Genomic DNA, 17,903 nt, shown 5'->3' with positions numbered 1-17,903 from the left:
AACCCAATGAAAAGTTTTGCCGTAATGCACTAAGATAATCAATTTGCTATTTACTTAGCTGTTAAATTCTTTCTTTCTGTGGATTTAAAAGACTTAAGTTTGCGTTTAAGGGTTAAAGCTGTTCCTAGAGTGCCGAGGGCAAGGAAGCTCAGGATAGAGGTGGGTTCGGGAACGCTATAAGTGAAACGGAAATCAACAGTGCTCGATCCCGACATCCTCGGTCCCTTTAGGCTGACGACACCTAAACTCAGGGTTTGAGTCAGCATAGATGGCGACAGTTGTGAATTGAACTCGACAGTACCATTGCCTTCAGCTTCAATAGTTAAACTACCAGAGCTTGGTGATAAAGGAGTGCCATCGTCACCGATCAAGAACCATTGCAATACTCCTTCGACATCAATTAAATTTTCTATAAGCCAAGACGAAGTAAGCATTCCAGTTTCGTCAATCATCCATTCAGTATTTGTTACTCTTAATTCACTTGTAGGATAAAGATACATATTCTGGTTTTCGATAGTCATGAAAAGAGTTTCAGGATTATCTGAAAAATAAAATTCGACTGGAGCCTGGTGATCAAGATTTGTTCCGAATACAGGCCATTCTGTACTGTTGTCAAGAAAAACCATTGGGTCCTTATTAAAGACGGTGACTCCGAAATCAAGGAACTCGATATTAAAGAAAAATTCACTTTCAGCAGTAGCAGAAGCGAAGAAATCATTTAGAGGATCAGCAGATGTAGATGTTATGGTAGTATGAGATTCAAAATTCGGATTGTAAGTTATTCTCATAGTCCCAGCTACCGGATCATGTGCATAGTACTCTCCGTCACGATAGACTAGCGATCTCTCAGTGAGGGATATGGGTATTGCATTTGCTATGGTTAACGAGCGCACATCCACGTTTAATGCAAAAGCAGCGAAATGATTCGGGTTGGCTATACATAACCCTCCTCCAGCAGCTAAGAAAATGCTCTCGTCAGATGGTATGATATTTGGATCTATTCCCACGATTGTAGGTTCTCCAATAATACTACCCAAACGTGGTCGAGCAATAACAGTCGTAGTTCCAACAGGTTTGAACAGTGCAAGGTTATTGAATTTATCCTCATTGATAGATGCTGTACCTTCCAGAATCTCCCATTCCAGTCCATCTAACTGACCAACACGGTTCCCATCAAGGGTAACTTCAGCAACTATGTTTCCATCAACAACATCAAATACAGTCGTTTCTAGTACTAATCCATCTAATGGTTCAGATGTCAGCGGAAACGTTGCCGCATGTGCTCCTGTTGTCACTAAAACTGTGATAATTCCAATAACAAACTTTGATGATTTAAAAATATTCACTTTATAATACTCCTGTAAACTTGATTTGATGAAGCTCCTGTGAGGAGCTTTTTTTCTTCCTAGCTCAGGCCAGAAAGAGGTTTTGTCGCCTCACCTAGTAGCACTTAATACCAACCAGGTAACAATAAACTTTCTTGATAGACTTGATAACGCCCATCGGGGAGGCCAACCGTAGTAGAAGTAGGTTGGGTTGACCGCAGGAAACCCAACATTGCTAAGGATTAGGATGTTGGGTTGCATTTATTACTTAACCAAACCTACAGAACTTTTCCTATCTACTTAGCTGTCAGATTCTTTCTTTCTCTTCAATCCCAACATGGCACCCAGTCCGAAAATGGATGCTAGTACCATGGAAGGTTCAGGAATGGGATCATGAATTATGTGTTCTTCACGATGTATAGTACCTACCAGAACGTCATCTGCAGTTCCTAACAATCCATCAGCGCCAAGATAAAATAGATCGCTCGGATCATTCTCCATATTACAATAGATAATTACAGCATCGACTGAATTAGTACTATCACATATGTTGTTAGGAGGGTTAGGAAAAACTCCTGGAGGTAAACTGGGATCGTCTGGAGATACACCTGTCAATAGACGATCTGCTTTGATCGTGGTGCTGCCTCCGAACATATCATTAAGTTTGAATTCAACATCAAAGAAGCTATCGGCAAGACCAGGCTCTATCTCTGTAATTTTACCCGTTCCTGTTGTCTCCAGAGTAAGTGGCCCTAAAAAGTCATGATTTCCAGAGAGTGTATGGGATAGAGTAGTTTCGATCATATTATTGTTTCCTGCTTCTCGCTCTACCAATACAGGACCTTTGAACATAATCCAGTCTTCCATTGGGAAATCATCGGGCAGATCGCCAACTATTCCCTCCAGTGCTGGAATATCCCACCACAAGTGAATATTGATCCAACTGTTTGAAAAACGATCGGTTCCAGCCTCACAATTATTAACCCAACCAACCCCGGGGCCACAATCTGGTTCTGCTGCTGCAGGATCTATGACACCAAAAAGAGCGATCGCACTTAATCCCAAAGCTCCAATTAGACTACGAGTTACGAATCTTGATGATTTAAAAATATTCACCTATAATACTCCTGTAAATTTGATTTGATGAAGCTCCTGTGAGGAGCTTTTTTCTTCCTAGCTCAAGCCAGAAAGAGGTCTTGCTGCATCACCTAGCAGCACTTGATACAAACCAGGTAACAACAAACTTTCACAGATAGACTTGCCCTTCTGTATCGCGCCACGGCAAGTCCACTGGTAAGGGGGGTTTCCTCCGGTATTTGACCTAAACCGAAGTGCAATTCAGGACTCCCTGCCCCCAAATGCTCATTCTTATGGCTTACCTGCGCTACTCAATAACGCTCGTCGGGGAAGCGAACCGTAGTAGAAGTAGGTTGGATTGACCCAAGGAAACCCAACATTGCTAAGGATTAGGATCTTGGGTTGCGTTTGTTGCTTAACCAAACCTACAGAACTTTAGCTATTGACTTAGCTGTCAGATTCTTTCTTTCTCTTCAATCCCAACATTCCACCGAGTCCGAAAATAGATGCTAGTACCATGGAAGGTTCAGGAATATGAATTATGTGTTCTTCACTATGTATAGTAGCTACCACAACGTCATCTTCAGTTCCGAAAATTCCATCAGCGCCAAAATAAAATAGATCGCTTGGATCGGTATTACAATAGATAACTGCAGCATTGACTGAATCAGTACTAGGGCATCCTGTGGGGTTAGAAGGGTTAGGAATAACTCCTGGAAGTACACTGGAAGCATCTGGAGATACACCTCTCAATAGACGATCTGCTATTATCGTGGTCTTGCCTCCGAACATACCATTAAGTGTGAAATCAACTTCAAAGGAGCTATCGGCCAGACCAGGCTCTATTTCTGTAATTACACCCGTTCCTGTTGTCTCCAGAGTAAGTGGCCCGAAAAAGTCATGATTTCCAGAGAGTGTATGAGATAGAGTAGTTTCGATCATATTATTTTCCCCTGCTTCTCGCTCTACCCATACAGGACCTTTGACCATAATCCAGTCTTCCATTGAGAAATCATCGGGCAGATCGCCAACTATTCCCTCCAGTGCGGGAATATCCCACCACAAGTGAATATTGATCCAACTGTTTGAAAAATGATCGGTTCCAGCCTCACAATTATCAACCCAACCCTCCCCGGGGCCACAATCTGCTTCTGCTGCTGCAGGAGCTACGACACCAAAAAGAGCGATCGCACTTAATCCCAAAGCTCCAATTAGACTACGAGTTACGAATCTTGATGATTTAAAAATATTCACCTGATAATACTCCTGTAAATTTGATTTGATCAAGCTCCTGTGAGGAGCTTTTTTTCTTCCTAGCTCAAGCCAGAAAGAGGTTTTGCCGCCTCACCTAGCAGAACTTGATGCTCACCAGGTAACAACAACAAACTTTCTCGGTGGACTTGCCCTTCTGTATCGCGCCACTGCAAGTCCACTGGTAAGGGGGTTTCATCCTGTATTTGACCTAAACCGAAGTGCAGTTCAGGACTCCTCGCCCCCGAATGCCCATTCCCACCGTCTACTTGGGCAACTAACTGACGCCCGTCGGGGAGATGAACCGTAGCGGTTGCCCCGATGGCGGGAAAAACTAAATTCTTGCTGATTTTAGATGATTGATTTTCGATTGATTGAGAAATAGTTGAGGTTTGCCATAGTTTCAGCCCCAAAAATGCTCCTGGTTCAGGACTGTCATTACGATAGAAATAGGAATCTTCCCACTGATTAGCTACTGCAAAATCTAAATCTCCATCTCCATCTACGTCCGCTGTAGCAATACCACGAGTTACAAAAGGATTATCTAAACCTAATTCCTTAGCAATATCGTAATAGCGACCATTAGAATCACTGACATAGAAAGGATTATGCTGATGTCCACTTAAATCATCTCCAGATTGAAAGTGAAACCAACTACCAGGAGATTTCAGCACTTCATCATTAGCGATCGCTAATTCCTGTAACTCTGGCCAACGATCGATCTTCCCTTTCCTAAATCCTGTCGCCTGTAATGCTTCTAGGACTCCATCATTATCAAAATCGCCAAATTTGGTATCCCAACCCCAGCCACTACGAGATAAACCTAAAGGTTCGCTGCGGTCAATATATGGAGCAATACCTCGATTCATCTTATCCAATTCTCCTGTACTGACAAAGAGAAAATGACTTTCTTCCAAAGCATATTCATTAGCAATATTACTCACATAGAGATCGAGTAAACCATCTTGATTAATATCGCCGAAATCAATTCCCATACCTTTAAAGCCATCATGTCCTAACACTTTAGAATTAGGGGTAGTTAAACCCTTCTGACCTTCCAAAAGTGCAAACTTTGGTTTTCCTGGTTGAGAAAGATTGTGTAACAGTCGATCGGGACCAAAATCATTAGATAAGTAGATTTCCGGCAGAAGATCTCCATCTAAATCTGCTGTTCCCACTGCCAGTGTCCAACCATGGGCAACATTATTGTCTAAAACTCCTTCAGCTTCTTGGAAATGGACGGTTGATTTCGTTGCCCCTGCCCACAGGAGAATACGATTCTTCCCGCCGTTATAAGCACGAGTCATAGAATGCTGCATTTCTTCAGTACCAGTGCCATTGGGGTTGATAATTTCTGCCCCATCCTGGAAGTAGTTCCCAATAATCAGATCGTTGTGTCCGTCGCCATCCAAGTCAGAAAAGGTAGCAGCATTAGTATACCAACGTTCGGGTTGATTTGGAGTTTGAGATTTGAGATTTGGGATTATTTCTTGAGGAAGATAGTTAAGTGTGTAGACTGAGTTACCAGAATCTATTGTATTGTCACCCACCGTCTCACTTCTTTGACGCAAAAATGCCACCGGAGTTCTTCCCCAGTAATAAACGAGAAGATCCATCAACCCATCTTCATTCAAATCTCCAGGAAGACAGCCCATTGGTGCCATAGTTGAAGCATCGTAGGGAAGATTTGTCGGCTTTAATTCAAAGGGTTGATAACGCTCTCCCGTCCCTGGTACTGGGGAAACGATCGCTCTATCTGTCCGTGTGTCTACATAACAAGCATCGTTAGACAAGCGATCGCCATCAAGGTCATTCAGGGCAATAGAAGCTCCTACTGCAGAAATCCAAGCTGAATGACGTTCTAAACTAGGATGAACTGAACGTAAATATTTGGGAGTTCCTCCAGCTAATTCTGGCAAAGGGAAGGGAGTGAAATTAAATCTGGAGGCGATCGCTGCCCTTTCACTAACTGATAAAGCTGGAAGGCGGGTAAACCAGAATAAACCCATAATCAGGACAATCGCGATCAGTCTCTTGCTCTGATCTCGCATAAAATGAACTAATCCTATCATGCTGTTACCGAATAATTAAGGTTTAAAGCCTCTCCTTTCAAGGAGAAACAAGCGGTCGTTTGCTTTTGCTTCGCAAAACTGGCGTAACGCAACGCTGACGCGAAACGCGACCGCGGAACGGAGTTCTCTCTTCGGAGCTTCCCGTAGGGTGGGATAGCGTTAGGGTTGGCGATAGCATTCCGCTAGGAAAGCGGCTCTGTCACTCTTCGGGTCTCCTCGCCATATCCAATCGACCAAGAGAAGAAAAAAATTTTATTACTTAGTCAATTATAATCCGTTTTCCAGGAGAGGTAAGAATTTATTATTAATAATTAACAATTAATTCTTCTATTGCAAAGTGAGCTTGAATTCGTTGTCGCCAGATTTCATAAGCTGGTTTTCTTTGGTTATAGGGCAAATTTTCTAAAGCCTTGTCGGTAATCTCAGCTGCTGCCTCAGCACTAATACCACACAAAATTTGACAAGCCATCTCTGTATGAGTCGCAAGGTTTTCAGCTCTCAGACGCGCCTTGGCAGCAAAGGCTGCTCCCTGACATACTTGGGGTAAATAAGTTCCTGCTGCCGTGGATAGGTATTGTACTACTTCCTTGCTTACACCACCTGCGTAGGTGCAGGCCAACCCAACTCCACTCCACAAATCTGCCTGCCTGTTGATAGAGAAATTTTGGATAGCTTGGGTAATGAGGTTAATATCTGCCCCATAAACGAACCAGAGACTCCTACCCAAACCTTGATCAAAGGCACTATAGGCATAACCAGATAGTTTTTTGGGAATTGCTATTCCCTCGACATATTGACGCCAGTAAAAATATCCTTGGTGAAAACCGTAGCCATCTAGCGCCAGCCAACCAAGTAAGGGATCGGGGAATTGATTTTTCTCCCCCATGTCTTTGAGATATCTATTGATGCCCCAAGGAAGGCGAGCTAAAGCCCATCCTATTCCTACATACACCATATAAATATGCTCACCTCCAGCATCTGCCAAGAACTGCTGCAAGCGGTTTCGTTTCCAAGGGGTCAGCCCATCAAGTAAGGCAAGTCCCATCCCTGCGCCTTCATAAGCAAAGCCTCGCCACTCGGCTTCTACGGTGTTGAGGTGAGGAATTAGGGATTCTAGTCTGGCATCGCTAATGGCTGCATGGTAGCCCTGCAAAAAAGTTTTGCCGATGGTTTCTAATCGCTGTTGAATACGAGGACTATTCGTTTTAAACCCCCGTCGGGCAACAGTTGCTTCTGCGGTGGAAATTCCTAGTAAGCGCTGGCGTAACTTCACCCAGAGTTGTAAAGGCGGGGACTTTGGGGAGGTTGCGGAGTAAAGACTTTGTTTTGTGTGCTTATCTAGGTTAGGTTTAGCTAAAATCTGGGTCATATAAACAATCTCCTAGGTGATAAAACTTATACAAAAAGTTTTAAGCTAATTTTTTATAGTGAGATTAAGTTTCAAAATTCAAGATATTATTCATAATACAGAATTTATCTCGCAGCGATCGCTCACCTTTTTGTTCAGCTATCCGTTCATTTACTGATTCAAATTGTTCACTTTTTATTCAATTCCACTGCACAACTGAGCAAAATTTTCAATTTCAAGTACTATGGACAAGATTATCTGGCAAAGTTGGACCAAGACTTGAACTATTCTGGGGTGCTTTGAAAAAATATTGTCTATAAATAAAAACCGATTTCATCAAGGCTTCTGAAAAATCCGATTGAAATATTAATATGAATTCAAAGATAAAAATTATGGCCTTCAGTTTTATAATTGCACAGTAATTCCGCAGCGATCGCTCACTTTTCTGTTCACTTTTCTGCTCACTTACCTATTCAAATTGTTAATTTTTTGTACAATTCCACTGCACAACTGAGCAAAACTGTCAATTTAAGGTAATATAGAGAATATGATCATTTAATCGTTTTTGATAGATGGTTTCCTAGCTCTAAAACTTGCTCTAACTGTGGTCAGGTTAAAGAGTCTCTGTCTTTGTCAGATAAATCTGAGAACTTATGATTGCCCTGAATGTGGCTGATCAATGGATAGAGATTTAAACGCCAGTATAAATTTAACAAATGCGGTCGGCTTGACCGTCAATGCCTGTGGATGAGTAGCTGCCGACGGTCTCAGTGGAAGCAGGAAGTAAACATTAAAATATCACGCTATGTGACGTTTTATATCAGTTTTATGAAGCAGGAAAAATGTAATACTGGCTGTCTTCAGGAAAATATATTGATTCATTTTTATTTCACCTTTATAAATTTTCAGAAGATAAGGTTTCAGATATAGAGTTCTTCAACAATTAATAATTAATAATTACCTCAAGAGTGAAAACGGATAGGATTGACTAATTATGAAAAATTTTTCTTCTCTTGGTCTCATGGATATGGCGCAGGTTTCGGAGCCATCCCACCCAACGGGGAAGCTACGAATATCGACCGCTGTTTCTCCTTGTAGAGCGACAGCTCGCGGCGCAGCCAAGGAGAGGCTTTAAACCTTAATTATTCGGTAACATCAGTTATATCAAATCCGTTTTATTGGACATAAAAAAAATCTCCAATCGTCATAACTACGCTCATCTTTGCAATTCTCTCTCCTCCTGATATCAAATCCGTTGGCTTCGGAGTAATATAATTCTGTTGATCGTCATACAATGTGTAAGGGCGAATGGCCATTCGCCCCTACAGTTCTTTAATACTGAATAACACCGATGCTACCGGATTTAATCTGACTCGGTCCTCCCCCTCCAGGGAGGGGGAGGGGCTAGGGGTGTTGACTCCTCCTGACTTAACCATTCTATAAATGTTTAACCGGATTTGATATTATTTACACATCCGATTCAAACATAAAATTTTTAGTAATTGTTATAGCTGAGGCTTTGAGCATATAGCCAAATACTATGCAAGTAATGGTTCCACTCAATGCTGAGATTCCTAAAAAGCTAGATAAAAAATAGTTTTTCATGTTGCTCTCGTTTTTAAGGATTTTGCTTGAACAGGACTTACACAGTTCAATAGCATAGACACTGTTAGGTAGGAGCGACTGCGTAAGTCCTAAGTAGATGGGCAAAAACTTTGAGGCTATCCTCAATTACGGTTTCACGAAAACCGAGAATCTTGGCTGCATTCCTTGCGTTTATCTACTTATATTCTTAAGAATACAGAACCTATCCCGCAGCGATCGCTCACTTTTCTGTTCACTTTTCTGTTCACTTACCTATTCAAATTGTTAATTTTTTGTACAATTCCACTGCACAACTGAGCAAAACTTTAAATTTAAAGTAGTATAGACAAAATAATTATCTGGCCAAGTTGAAACAATACTTGAACTCATTTGGGGTGTTTTGAAAAAATCTTATCTATAAAATAAAAGTCCATTTCATAAAAGATCCTGAAAAGTCCGATTTAAACGTTAATACCAATTTAAAAATAAACATTATGGCCCTCAGAGCATCTCCACAGGGACTAAAAATAGTGGAGCAGGCTAGAAAACAGAAAAACTGGACAAAAGCTGCTCCTCAATGGCTAAAGGCTGCTTATACCTCTGAAGCAACCTTAAGAAGGTTTTGGCGCAGAGAAGCCATTAAACAAAAAACTTTTCAAGATATTTGTCAAGCTGTCAATGTTAATTGGCAAGAAATAGTCGAACAAAGCAGACCTACAGTACGAGACTCAAATTTTGTTGGCCGGGAAGAGGCCATTAATGGTCTTAACCAGCTCATCGCCGAAGGGGCTAAATTGATTCTCATTCAAGGGGAAGGGGGTATAGGTAAAACTACTTTGGCCCGCTACTTTTTTGAGACTCAAGGGTTTGATTTGACGATCAAATTGCATATTGCCATGGAGAAAGAAAATATCATTTCGGTGGAGTTGGTCATAGAGGAATGGTTACAATGCTATTTTGGAGAAGAGCCGGGAAGAGAATTTGGCATTACTTTAGACCGGTTACGACGTCAGCTCCAAAATAGCACACAAAAAATTGGCATACTTATCGATCGTCTCGAACCAGCGTTGCAAAGAGGTCGTTTTGTGCCCCAACATCGCTGCTACGCAGAATTATTGAGGATGCTAGGTAGTCCAAATTTAAACTCTGTCACTCTGCTCACCAGTCGCGAACAATTATTTGAACCTGCTGTTATAGTGGAAATTTATCGTTTGGCAGGGTTGAGTGAGACCGCTTGGCAAGAGTTTTTTTGCCGTCACCAGGTTGAGATAGATACTGCTGCTTTAAAGGAAATGCACTGTGCTTACGGTGGTAATGCGGAAGCAATGTGTATTCTGGCTAATGCCATACGTCTCGACTTTGAGGGGAATTTACAGGCTTATTGGCAAGAAAATCGCCACGACTTGCTTGTCGTTCCGACCTTAGAAAACTTGATTGAAGGGCAGTTTGACAAACTCCAGGACGATCGTCCCAGAGCTGCTCGACTCCTTTTTCGTTTAGGTTGTTACCGCTATCAAGAAATTCCTACTTTACCCAAAGCAGCAATTTTATGTTTATTGTGGGATGTGCCAATATCCCGTCGAGAAAGGGTTATCAAAGCTTTACGCGATCGCGCTTTAATTGAGTGGTGTGAGGATGGCTATTACCTGCATCCGGTAATGCAGGCTAAAGCTAGAGAAAGGTTGAAGGGGGAAATTAGGGATAATATTGTGGGTAAGTTGGAGGAAGTAGAAACAGGTAAGGAAGAGTGTCAGGAGTGGTTGTTAGCAAACCGTGCAGCTGCCGAATTTTATCTCGAAGTCGATAAAGTTGAGTCGGAAATAACTCAGAAATATGCTTTTGAAGCTGTTGAGCATTTAGCAACTATTGGAGATTTTGAGGAATGTTGTAATGTTTTATTATATAAAATTTTAGCAGCAGAAAAAATTGAAAATCTTCGTGGCACAGCTAACCTTTGGAATAATATGTCGCGGTTTATTATTAGCAGCGAAAAAATTATCGATCGCTTATCTGGAATACAAAGAGCATTTCTTCTTATTCCTCTAGGAACAATTTATTCAGAAGTGGGCAAAAATAGCAAAGCACTGAATATTAGTGAACAAATTATTGCTATTACTAGAGAAAAAGATGAGTCAGACGAAAAAATTCGTTTTGCTCGGATGTCTGCTTATTCAATAGCAGGTAAAGCTTATCGTTATCTAGGAAATTTACACAAGGCTGAAGTGGCTTGTCAACAAGCTAATAAAATTGCCTCCAAGTCTGGTAAAAACTATTGGCAAGCCATAGCTTTTTATGGTTTAGGAGCAGTTTATCTGGAAAAAGATAGACCAAGGAAAGCTTTGCGTCATTTTTTTGCTGCAGCAATTTATGCCAAACTTGGTGGCATTACTCAAGAGTTGAAAGGGGAAATGAAAAAGCTATTTGGATTACTATTTAATCCCACGAATGACCAAATAGCTGAAGTTCAAAATTTTTTTCAAAAATATAATCAGAATGAGCGAGAAGACCGGATTAAAAAGTTTAATATTCTCTGGAATATTGCTAGATGTTTTAATGCAATGAAATCTTTTGAAGTGGCTAAGAATATTTTAGATTTAGCTCAAAAAATGCTGGAGCCAGAAGATAATAATCAACAATGTTTATTGGCTTTAGAGTTTGCAATTTATTACTCTGCCAAAAAGCAAATACAAATAGCACAAGAATATTATGAAAAAGCTTTGGATTTATCTGTAAATCAAGGTGAAAAATGGTCAATAGCTCATCCACTAAAATGTTATGCTAATTGGCTTTATACTCAAGGTAAATATTCGGAAGCTCTGGCAAAATATAGGCATTTAGAAGAGTTACTGCAAGAAACTGAATTTTACTCTATGCGAGCCTATAATTACTATTATCTGGGTCTGACTATTTTACAAGTTCATCCTGAACAACAACAACTAGCTCACAAGTATCTGAAAAAAGCGAAAAAGATTGCTACAGAGGTTGAATTAGTATTGTCTGAAAGAGAATAGGGAAGTGGGGGAGTGAGGGAGTAGGGGAGATTAAATAGGGCTTGCTGATTAAATCTAAAAGCATTTGCAGATAAAGGTTTTAGCCTTTAAGGAGCGAAAAAAAGTGTAACTTTTTCAGCTTGAGCAACCAAAAAGTTAGGATTTTGGGCTAGCTATCGCCAAAAAAATCAAGGGATAAATAGGGTTTGCTGAAAAAGTCTTATGGGTGAGGGTAGGAGACAGCTATACTGGAGACAACCCACCCCTCGCCCCTCCCCCTCCCTGGAGGGGAAGACAGGAGAAATGGAAATTTAGAAGAGGTAGTCGGAAAAATTTTCCTTCAATTTTTCTGCCATAATCATCCTAAAATACTCGCATGCATGAGCTTTTTCCACCGAAAAGCTGGTACTTTTTTAAACCCAAAAACGCTCAAACGAATAGCAGTCAATACTTTGATAATTAATCAGCAAGCCCTAAATATATCCGACTACCTCCTCTAAATTCCCCGTTCCTCCTGACTCCTCCCCTTACCAAAAGACTTATTCAGCAAACCCTAAATATTGAAGTAATTTATAGAACCCATTTGGTATCTTCATAAATATTAAGTTTTTTTTAGCTAGGAGTCAGGAGACAGGAGGGAAGATGTGGGGAGAAATAATACAAAAAATTCAACACTCCTTCAGGTGATTTTTCCTCAAAATTGATGCACGAAAAGACTTGACTACCATAATTATATAGATATCAAATGGGTTCTATAGAATTATAAACTCTAGACTCCTGACTCCTTAATCGTTATTTATAAGTATTCAACCAACGTTGAGATAAAATCTTACTTTTAACTTTTGACTTTTAACTTTTAACTTTTGACTTTTGACTTCTTATCCCAATTTCCAAAGTTTAACAGTTTGATCGAAACTACCACTAGCTAAAATTCCTCCATCAGGACTAAATGCAACGGAACTAACCCATCGAGAATGCCCTTTTATAGTGCGTAAAAGTTTGCCTGTTTCTAGATGCCAAATTTTGATATTATGGTCGCTACTTGCACTAACTAAAGTTTGACTATCTGCACTAATAACTACAGAATTAACATCATTAATATGAGCGCTTAAAGTGCGTAAAAGTTTTCCTGTTTCTAGCTGCCAAATTTTAATATTTTTATCGCTACTACCACTGGCTATTTTCTCTCCATCAGGACTGACATTCACAGATAAAATTCTGCCATGATGACCGACTAATGTGTAAATTTCTGTTCCAGTTTCCAGATTCCAAGTTTTAATATTATTGTGACTTCCTGTGACTAATATTTTCCCATTCGGACTAATATCAACTGCATAAATACTGTCAGAATGACCACGAAAAGTATGTAGCATTTTACCTGTAGGTATATGCCAAATTTTGATGGAATCATCGCTACTACCACTCACTAATTTTTCTCCATCAGGACTAATAGCAATAGAAGTAACTCGCATAAAATGACTTTGCAAAGTTAGTTCTGCTTCTGTTGCTAAATCCCAAATTTTTATCGTCCCATCATAACTACCACTAGCTAATATATTTCCATCTTGGCTGAGAGCGATCGCTACTACGTCACTAGTATGGCCTTCAATTATACCTAATTCTTCTCTTGTTTCTAAATTCCAAACTTGAATAGTACCATTACCGTTACCACAGGCTAAAATTTGACCGTCTTGACTAATAACTACAGAATAAACTCTTTCTGAATCTGTATTAAAAGTTTCTTCTAAAGACACTCCATTCGGCAAACTTAATTTTAAATATTTGGGATGAATCCGAAAATAACCAACAAAATGACTACCTCCTATAGCGAGGATAAAAATTATTCCACCTACTAAAAATTTGCCTTTATTTTCATAGAAAAAATTCTCTAGATTGTCAGATGGGATTTCGTTTGACTGTTCTGAAAGCAGTAAATCGGTATTAAATTGCTTGGGCAAATAACTAATAATTTGAGTGATACCCAGTCCTAGAAATAAAATTGCACTACCTAATAATAATTTGCTTTTTAATGGATGATATTTTTTTGGCATCAAAGATGGAGATAAATCATCTTTTATCTTGCTCAACTTATGTAGAAGAGTCTGATGATTTTCAGGATATTGTTGTGAAATTAAATTATCAATAAAATCTACTAATTTTGGGGATATTTGAGAAACTTTATCTCGCCAATTTAAGGTCTTAGTATCAGAATTTAAAAATGTAGATGCAGGCTGACCAGTTAACAAGTAAATAAACATATATCCGAGAGCCACAAAATCAGATTGTACAGACTGTAGCTCTAGAGAAAAATTAGTTAATGTTAATTGCCCATTGGGACGGAGAATAATATTACTAGGTTGAATATTTTGATAGAAAAATTGTTTTTCGTGTAATAAGCTTAAAATTTCTATGAATTGATTTAACCATTCAACAGCTAATTCTTGATTAATTGGTAAATTGTTTTTTTGTAACCAAGTTTGTAGATTTTCTCCAGAAACTTTTTCTATAGCTAAACAGTGTAATTTTTGATTACTGTTTCTCGGTATAAATGTAAAATAACTACCAGGTTTTACTTGAGGAACTCCAGGATGATTCAGTTGTGCTAATATCTTGGCTTGTTGTTGAAATTGAGAGATAGATTCAGGACTATTTATATGCAATACTTTGAGAATTTCTGTGGTTTCTTCTCTTTTAACTTCATAAATAGTTCCCCAGTCAAGAACCCTAAGTTTTTTGACAGCTTGATATTGTCCTTCAATTAATAACTTCGAGCCACAAGCTGCACAATATAAAGGATTATTCTGATTTTCTGGGGAGAAGCAATTAGGATTAATACAGTAGCTCATAATAGCTGTCTAATTTAGTAGAGCTTTTTTGGTGTTTGAAAATCGAGTGAAGCTTAATGATTAAGCTAAGACGCATTTAGATTTTATATTCTCTGTTAAGCTAATATACACTTATTTTGAGAATAGTAAAAATAACAAATAAGATATTTCCAGCTACTATTACTCTTTTTAAAGTTAATATCTATAGCAGGGAACAGTGGTGCAACCCCGCGTCGGCGTTTTGCTCCGCAAAATGTTTGCACAGAATTCCGTAGGAAAAAGCTTTAGCTCCTCTGTAAGAGGCAAGACACAAGGGGTAGGAACCCGGCAAGGTCTCCTCGCCATGGGAATCCTGACCAAGAGAGGGAACGCGCACTCCTGTGAGATAAGAGTGGGAAAAATATTTCCCCTGATTCGGAGCATTATGAGTCTATGTCCTCACCTACCTGTCTATTGCTATATAATTCACAATTTAAATGTACAATAATTTAGGGAATGACCAAAATAAAGAGATAAATTTTTTAAAGCTTAAATAGCTGATCAGACTTTAAACTTATCTAACTATAATATTTGTCTACGTTATATTTCGTATGTATATAAAATATTTATTGGGTAATCAAAATGTTTTGCCGAGTTACATCAATTTTTTGTCACATATTCAGTGGCAACTCAGAAACTAAATAGCCAACTTATAGTCTAACTTCTAATTAAAATCATACTTAACCTAAGCAATCAGCCACTTTGGGAATTAATATCATATCTGGATAATTAGTGATCAAAAAAACTTTCTTCTCCTTCTCCTCTTCCCTCCTTCTACTCCTGACTCCTGACTCCTGACTCCTGACTTCTGACTCCTAAATCTATAACTGTTCAACCGGACATGATATAACTCAAAATTATTATAGTATCGTAGTATAGTCTTTTTGAATCGTTAGTTTCACTTCAGTGCATTCTACATTATGCTACACGTAAAATAATATTTGTAAAATAGTAGTTTTGTAGCTAAAGTTTAAATAATTTGACAATCCTTAACTAACACCAGCTATGATCGAACTAAACTATAGTTACTTATTTACCTATTCTGTAAAAGTTGCCTCTGAAAACTCCTAAGAGAACATCATGGCCCATTACAAATCCATCTTTTTTATCATTACGTCGTTGACTTTCCTGTACTCTTCTGCGACCCCGAGTAGAGCTATCGTAGATGATTACAGTACAGGAGAATTAAATAATCGTAGCTTTACAGAGGCAGAAAATTTACAATCAACCAATCAAATTAATTATCCAGTATCAGTAGCCAAATCTTCATTTCCTCTGCATATTGCTCAAGATACTGATTCAGAGGCCAATAAATCTCAAAATAACAATCAAAAAGAATCGAAATCCTCGAACTCAAAAGTTCCGAAAGCTATTCGTGTCATACTCAAGGCTCTAGGAGGACGAAAAGCACTATTTATTTTAAGCATAACATCAGTTCTTGTCACTGGTACAGCAGTATTTATCTTACTTAAACTTTTTGACGATCATCAGCCTAAAGACTCAGCTCCAGAAGACTTACAATCTCAAGATCAAATACCAGAAACAACTTCAACTGATTTAGATGTAAAGGCTAACGATTCCGAACTGCTCCCCTCTAGATGGCCTAGATTCCCAAAAAACTCTTCTTTGGCCAATAAAAACGATTCTTTAGATTCTTTTGTCCCCTCATTACAAGAATCTGGAGAAAATACTTCTGTAGAAATTTCAAAACATAGTTTACAATCCCATAATCATAATTTAGATATTAAAGCTGAAAATTTTTCTACAATTGAGAGTGAAGAAAATAATCACTATGAGCGACCAGAAACTAAAGTGAATTTATCACAAGCAAATAACGAAAATTCTAAAGTTGAATACTCTGAAGATATTACTCTGCCAAATAACTATCCTTTACCTGAAGTTAATCTTGTTGAAGAATTAATTAGTGAGCTACAAAATTTTGACCCGAAAAAACGGCATCATGCTATATGGGAATTAGGTCAAAGAGGAGACTCTAGAGCTGTTCAACCATTAGTTAATTTACTGATAGATTCTGATTCTAAACAGCAAAGTTTAATTTTAGCTACTCTCGCAGAAATAGGAACTAAAACATTAAAACCAATGAATAGAGCTTTAGCTATGTCAATACAAAATGACAATGCAGAAGTAAGAAAAAATGCTATCCGAGATTTAACTCGAATTTATGAGTTAATCATTCAAACAACTAGTTTATTGCAACAAGCAGAATATGACCCAGATCCGGAAGTTGAAAAAACAGCAAAATGGGCTTTAGAGCAGTTAAATAGAATTCGTCCAAGGTAAGTTTAACAATTAATAATTAACAATTAATAATTAATAATTAGGGCTTGTTGATTAACTCTTAAAGCATTAACAGGTAAAAGTTTTAGCATTTTTAGCTCGCAGAAAGTGTCATACCAACTCCCATGCATTATTGCTATACTTTGGCAAGACTTCAGTTGTCAATTAATCAGCGCAAGCAAAATCACTTTTTTGCTAATTTCAGCTAATTTAATGTTAATTATTCTTATGTTTGCTTCTTCCCCACTCCCCCACTCCCCTGCTAAACAAAATTTAGAAAAACCGAGAAATAGATGCTTTACCCAAGAATTTGTCTATGAAAAAGAAGAAGTAGTTAAACCTCAATTAAATCAAGGCAATGTATTAGGGATAGACCATGGTGTCAATAATTGGTTGACCTGTGTATCGAATGTAGGTACGAGCACGGGTAGTAGATGGTAAACATCTCAAATCAATGAATCGTTGGTACAACAAACAGGTATCAACTATTAAAGAAAATTAACCGACTGGATTTTGGTCAAATAAATTAGCTGCCATTACTGAAATTCGCAACCGTCAAATCCGTGATGGAATTAATAAAGCAGCCAGAATAGTGATTAATCATTGCGCACGAAAATTATATTGGTACAATTGTTTTTGGTTGGAATAAAGGTCAAAAAAATGAAATCAAATTAGGAAAGAAAAGTAATTCAGAATTTGTACCAATTCCGACAGCTAGACTTAAACAGAGAATAGCTCAATTATGTGAAGAGTATGGAATTATTTTTATAGAAACACCAAGAAAGTTATACTTGTAGGGGCGAATGGCCATTCGCCCCTACATTTTTAGATGGTGACGATCTGCCTATTTATGGTGAGAAACCCAATGATTGGAAACCGTCACCGAAAAGAATAAAGCGATGCAGCGCCGCCAAAGGGGGTTTCCCCCATGAGCGACTGCATCAAGACAGCGTGGTTTGTATAGAAGTAGTAATAATTGGTTAATTAATGCAGACTGTAATGGAGCTGCAAATATAATCACAAAAGTAAGCAGAAAGCTAAGGTTAAATTTAAGCCGACTGTGTAGGGGCACTTTGACTTGTCCCCAGAGAGTG

At 38.7% G+C, this 17,903-nt stretch carries 9 protein-coding genes; 3 read left to right on the top strand and 6 right to left on the bottom strand.

Annotation, left to right across the window (positions count from 1 at the left end; translation table 11 throughout):
• Positions 1-50: 50 nt before the first annotated feature.
• The 5 genes from F6K23_RS25805 to F6K23_RS25785 form a co-directional block, all read right to left on the bottom strand.
• Positions 51-1,346, bottom strand: coding sequence for a PEP-CTERM sorting domain-containing protein (locus F6K23_RS25805; RefSeq protein ID WP_293161119.1), 1,296 nt, complete (start codon positions 1,344-1,346; stop codon positions 51-53).
• 279 nt (positions 1,347-1,625) lie between these two features.
• Positions 1,626-2,441 carry a PEP-CTERM sorting domain-containing protein gene (locus F6K23_RS25800; protein WP_293161117.1) on the bottom strand — a complete coding sequence of 272 codons (816 nt, stop codon included), beginning with the start codon at positions 2,439-2,441 and terminating at the stop codon, positions 1,626-1,628.
• Between the two features lie 408 nt (positions 2,442-2,849).
• Entirely contained in the window at positions 2,850-3,656 is an 807-nt protein-coding gene (locus F6K23_RS25795) for a PEP-CTERM sorting domain-containing protein (protein ID WP_293161115.1), read from the bottom strand.
• Between the two features lie 59 nt (positions 3,657-3,715).
• Complete coding sequence (locus F6K23_RS25790) at positions 3,716-5,662, bottom strand: CRTAC1 family protein (RefSeq protein ID WP_293161113.1); 1,947 nt, start codon at positions 5,660-5,662, stop codon at positions 3,716-3,718.
• Between the two features lie 367 nt (positions 5,663-6,029).
• Entirely contained in the window at positions 6,030-7,094 is a 1,065-nt protein-coding gene (locus F6K23_RS25785; protein WP_293161112.1) for a DUF1702 family protein, read from the bottom strand.
• Positions 7,095-9,151: 2,057 nt separating this feature from the next.
• Here F6K23_RS25785 and F6K23_RS25780 point away from each other — a divergent pair.
• On the top strand, positions 9,152-11,668 hold the full coding sequence (locus F6K23_RS25780; RefSeq protein WP_293161111.1) for a hypothetical protein: 2,517 nt from the start codon (positions 9,152-9,154) through the stop codon (positions 11,666-11,668).
• Positions 11,669-12,525: 857 nt separating this feature from the next.
• On the opposite strand, the gene F6K23_RS25775 is transcribed toward F6K23_RS25780, so the two are convergent.
• Positions 12,526-14,493 (bottom strand): WD40 repeat domain-containing serine/threonine-protein kinase, encoded by a 1,968-nt coding sequence (locus F6K23_RS25775; protein ID WP_293161110.1) that lies wholly within the window; start codon positions 14,491-14,493, stop codon positions 12,526-12,528.
• Positions 14,494-15,591: 1,098 nt separating this feature from the next.
• On the opposite strand from F6K23_RS25775, the gene F6K23_RS25770 reads away from it, so the two are divergent.
• Positions 15,592-16,812 carry a HEAT repeat domain-containing protein gene (locus F6K23_RS25770; protein ID WP_293161108.1) on the top strand — a complete coding sequence of 407 codons (1,221 nt, stop codon included), beginning with the start codon at positions 15,592-15,594 and terminating at the stop codon, positions 16,810-16,812.
• Positions 16,813-16,917: 105 nt separating this feature from the next.
• Positions 16,918-17,250: a hypothetical protein gene (locus F6K23_RS25765; protein ID WP_293161106.1), complete on the top strand. Its 333-nt coding sequence runs from the start codon at positions 16,918-16,920 to the stop codon at positions 17,248-17,250.
• Positions 17,251-17,903: the final 653 nt, after the last annotated feature.

The organism is Okeania sp. SIO2C9 (assembly GCF_010672455.1).
Classification (GTDB): Bacteria; Cyanobacteriota; Cyanobacteriia; order Cyanobacteriales; family Microcoleaceae; genus Okeania.
Note: the sequence above shows the minus strand (reverse complement) of the source record. Positions and strands in the feature narration are given on the sequence as shown.